Annotated in this window: 2 protein-coding genes; one reads left to right on the top strand and one right to left on the bottom strand. The window is 63.1% G+C overall.

Annotated elements, in window-relative coordinates; translation table 11 throughout:
* Window positions 1-1800, top strand: a 1800-nt coding sequence (locus tag HQL56_19470) for an efflux RND transporter permease subunit (GenBank protein MBF0311696.1), incomplete at its 5' end; no start/stop codon positions are given.
* On the opposite strand, the gene HQL56_19465 is transcribed toward HQL56_19470, so the two are convergent.
* Complete coding sequence (locus tag HQL56_19465) at window positions 1755-2666, bottom strand: L,D-transpeptidase family protein (GenBank protein ID MBF0311695.1); 912 nt, start codon at window positions 2664-2666, stop codon at window positions 1755-1757. The two genes, HQL56_19470 and HQL56_19465, sit on opposite strands and share 46 nt — an antisense overlap.
* Between the last annotated feature and the right edge of the window lie 77 nt (window positions 2667-2743).

Genomic DNA, 2743 nt, shown 5'->3' with positions numbered 1-2743 from the left:
GTGCTCACCACCCTGGCCGCCTTTCTCCCCCTCATGCTGTTGCCGGGCATTCTCGGCAAGTTCATGAGGGTGATCCCCCTGGTGGTCTCCCTCTCCCTGATCATCAGCCTGGTCGAAGCCTTCTGGATGATGCCCGCCCACATGCTGGCGTTGCGACTCGACCTCACCCAAAAGGGCTCCCGCCTGCAACCCTGGCGGTTGCGCTTTTTGCGCAAGTTCCGCCACGCCTACGCCCGTTTGCTGCTGCGGGTGCTCTCCCGGCCCCGGCTTTACCTGGCCCTGTTCCTGATGCCGCTGGTCGCAGCCGTGGCCATCGTCGCCACCGGCGTGTTGCGCATGGACTTTTTCGCCGCCGATCCCTTTCCCGTGTTCTATCTCAATGTGGAGATGGCCAGCGGCACCGATCTCTCCCGCAGTCTGGCCACCACCCGCCAGGTGGAGGAGAGGGCGATGTCCGTCCTGCGGCCGGGGGAGTTGCGCGCCTCGGTGGCTTATGCGGGCCAGATGATGACGGATACCGAGCCCCTGTTCGGCAAAAAATATGGCCAGGTGATGTTCAGTCTGGAGCCGGATGAGGCCAAACGCCGGCCCGTGGAGGAGATCATCACCGCCATGCGTGAGGCGGTCAGCGGCATGCCCGGGCCGGAAAGGCTGCAGTTTCTCAAGCTCTCCGGCGGGCCGCCGGTGACCAAGCCCATCAGCATCAAGGTGCGGGGGGATGACTTCGACACCCTGCTGCCCGCGGCCAAGGCGCTGGAGGAGATCCTGGGACGCATGCCGGAGGTTCACGACATCGGCAACGACTTCGCCAACGGTCTGGGGGAGGTGACGTTGCGGTTGAACGACGACGCGGTGTTGCGGGCGGGGTTGCAGGCCGGTCAGGTGGTGCGCATGATCCGGCTGTTCGGCGATGGCGAGGTGGTGTCGGAATTCCAACACAATGGCGAAAAAATGGCGGTACGGGTCATGGGGAGCGACCGCCCCTTGCAGGGGGTGGATGACCTGTTGCGTCTGCCGGTGGCGGTGAACCGGGGGGAGTCCGTGCCCCTGTCCACCCTCACCCTTGCCGAGGTGCGGCGCAGTATGGAGATGATTCACCACTACAACTATCGCCGCACCATCACCGTGGAAGCGGAGTTGGACAAGTCACGGCTGGATATCGTGGCCGCCAACAACCGGGTGCGGCAGGCCTGGCAGGAGGTGCGTCACCAGTATCCCGAGGTTTCCCTGGATTTTTCCGGCATTCTTGACGATATCGAGGAGAGCATGGACCACATCACCACCCTGTTCATCTTTGGCGTGGGGTTGATGGCCATGATTCTTGGCGCCCAGTTCGTCAGTTACGGCCAGCCGCTGCTGATTCTCACCACCGTGCCCATTGCCTTCACCGGCGTGGTGTTCGGCTTGTTGCTGGCCGGCCATCCCTTGAGCCTTTACACCCTGTATGGGGTGGTGGCTCTTTCCGGCATTGCGGTGAACTCCTCCATCGTGCTGATTTCCGCGGCCAACGACCGCATGGCGGAAGGCATGGGGCCGGTGCCCGCAGCGATTTTCGCCGCCCGGCGGCGGCTGGTGCCCATCCTCATCACCACGCTGACCACCATGGCGGGCCTGATGTCCCTGGCCACCGGTCTGGCGGGCAGCTCGCTGATGTGGGGGCCGGTGGCCACGGCCATTGTCTGGGGCCTGGGTTTTTCCACCACCCTCACCCTGTTTTTGATGCCGTTGCTCTACATCACCTTTCGGCGACGTGCTTACTCCCGGGCCGAAGCCACCACACGCGGGGTATCGCCCCGATAGGCGAGCAGGGAGCGCTGGATGTTGGCGTAGAGGTCGCGGGTCCAGGGGATGGTGGCCATGGGGCGGATCTCTTCGTCCTCCCGCATGTCGTAGGGGGCGATGATCACCTTGGCGTTTTCGGCGCCGGTCAGCGCCGTCAGCACGAACAGCTCCTCGATGGCGCGGTTGCCCAGGGCGATGCAGCCGATGGAGCGGCTGTCGCCGTGGATGAAGATATCGCCACCCAGGTTGGAGCGCCGCTCCCGATCGGCCATCTGCCGGTCGAACTCATTGGGGTAGTTCAGTTTCATCGACAGGTGGTAGGCGCTGTCCGGAGTGAGATAGGTGATCCGGTAGACCCCTTCCGGGATCTGGCCATCGCCGGCCCGCTGTTTGGGGCCCAGGACGCCGCTGAAGGCGGTGAAGGGGTAGTTTTTGACCCGGCGCATGGCGCCCATCTCATCCCCGGCCCACAGCTCCATTTTTCTTTCTTTTTTCAGGGCGATCATCGCCAGACGGGAGGGCGGATAGCTGACCCCCGCCGCCTCGAAGTCCTCCTTCACCCGACGGCTCACGTCGTATTCGTAACGCTCCACCGTCCAGCGCACCTTGCTGTAATCCCAGCTTTTTTCCTTGAGGATATCCCCCACGGGGTCCACGCCACGGTGTTTGCGCTCCGCGCTTTTGCTGGCGGATTGCTCCAGCTTGACGGTGGTGGTTTCTTCACTCCAGGAGGGGGCGGTGACCTGCTCGGCGGTTTCCCAGGGCAGATGGATGGCCTTGCCGATGTTGAGCCTGGCGGTGGTCATGGTACAACCCTGCACCCCCATGGCCAATGCCAGCACACACAGCCACTTGCCCACCCGGAATTTGCCGTCTTGCGCCATGCCAGTTTCCCCGTTGTTTTTGTTTTTATTTTATTGCTCAAGGGCCGCTTCATATATTGGCCATCAACCGTTCCATT

It is taken from the genome of Magnetococcales bacterium, from assembly GCA_015231925.1.
GTDB lineage: Bacteria > Pseudomonadota > Magnetococcia > Magnetococcales > JADGAQ01 > JADGAQ01.
The sequence above is the reverse complement of the archived record's forward strand: the minus strand, read 5'-3'. Positions and strand labels throughout refer to the sequence as shown.

Bases quoted from the DNA above. Each gene is read 5' to 3' on its own strand.
- HQL56_19465 (MBF0311695.1), bottom strand. From the start codon at position 2,666: ATGGCGCAAGACGGCAAATTCCGGGTGGGCAAGTGGCTGTGTGTGCTG.